This is a genomic window from Ornithinibacillus bavariensis (genome assembly GCF_018333235.1).
Lineage (GTDB): Bacteria > Bacillota > Bacilli > Bacillales > Amphibacillaceae > Ornithinibacillus > Ornithinibacillus bavariensis.
Window position 1 is genome coordinate 1 of the sequence record NZ_BORP01000014.1, and the last position, 884, is coordinate 884.

Consider the following 884-nt stretch of genomic DNA (forward strand, 5'->3'; position numbering starts at 1 on the left):
TTACAAGCAGGGGGTCACAGGTTCGAGCCCTGTATCCTCCACCATTTGCCGGCCTAGCTCAATTGGTAGAGCAACTGACTTGTAATCAGTAGGTTGGGGGTTCAAGTCCTCTGGCCGGCACCATTTTGGTCTTAAACATCGAGCCATTAGCTCAGTCGGTAGAGCATCTGACTTTTAATCAGAGGGTCGCAGGTTCGAATCCTGCATGGCTCACCATCATATAATGCGGGTGTGGCGGAATTGGCAGACGCGCTAGACTTAGGATCTAGTATCTTCGGATGTGGGGGTTCGACTCCCTTCACCCGCACCATCAAATTTAAAACGCGGAAGTAGTTCAGTGGTAGAACACCACCTTGCCAAGGTGGGGGTCGCGGGTTCGAATCCCGTCTTCCGCTCCATATAATGCCGGGGTGGCGGAACTGGCAGACGCACAGGACTTAAAATCCTGCGGTAGGTGACTACCGTACCGGTTCGATTCCGGTCCTCGGCACCATTAGCGCCCATAGCTCAATTGGATAGAGCGTTTGACTACGGATCAAAAGGTTAGGGGTTCGACTCCTCTTGGGCGCGCCATATAAATACGGGAAGTAGCTCAGCTTGGTAGAGCACATGGTTTGGGACCATGGGGTCGCAGGTTCGAATCCTGTCTTCCCGACCATTAACATTGGGGCCTTAGCTCAGCTGGGAGAGCGCCTGCCTTGCACGCAGGAGGTCAGCGGTTCGATCCCGCTAGGCTCCACCATTGTATCTTTTATGATAACAAGATTTGCTCCTTGAAAACTGAACAAAACAACCAGTATGTAAGGAAAAACATACCCTGTTTTTTCTATTAATAATCTAAAAGCTAGCGTGCTTTTAGTAGCTAAGAATGTAATTGACTCGAT

Annotated in this window: 8 tRNA genes; all 8 read left to right on the forward strand. The window is 50.3% G+C overall.

From position 1 onward, the window contains the following. Positions 1-47: 47 nt before the first annotated feature. The 8 genes from KI338_RS17495 to KI338_RS17530 all read left to right on the forward strand — a co-directional run bounded on the left by KI338_RS17495 (position 48) and on the right by KI338_RS17530 (position 742). Positions 48-123: transfer RNA gene (locus tag KI338_RS17495), tRNA-Thr, on the forward strand. A gap of 17 nt (positions 124-140) precedes the next feature. After that, positions 141-216: transfer RNA gene (locus KI338_RS17500), tRNA-Lys, on the forward strand. Between the two features lie 9 nt (positions 217-225). Continuing rightward, positions 226-310, forward strand: a tRNA-Leu gene (locus tag KI338_RS17505). A gap of 13 nt (positions 311-323) precedes the next feature. Continuing rightward, positions 324-398: transfer RNA gene (locus tag KI338_RS17510), tRNA-Gly, on the forward strand. Positions 399-404: 6 nt separating this feature from the next. Next, positions 405-493, forward strand: a tRNA-Leu gene (locus tag KI338_RS17515). A gap of 3 nt (positions 494-496) precedes the next feature. Next, a tRNA-Arg gene (locus tag KI338_RS17520) sits at positions 497-573 on the forward strand. A gap of 8 nt (positions 574-581) precedes the next feature. After that, a tRNA-Pro gene (locus tag KI338_RS17525) sits at positions 582-658 on the forward strand. 8 nt (positions 659-666) lie between these two features. Next, a tRNA-Ala gene (locus KI338_RS17530) sits at positions 667-742 on the forward strand. Positions 743-884 lie beyond the last annotated feature (142 nt).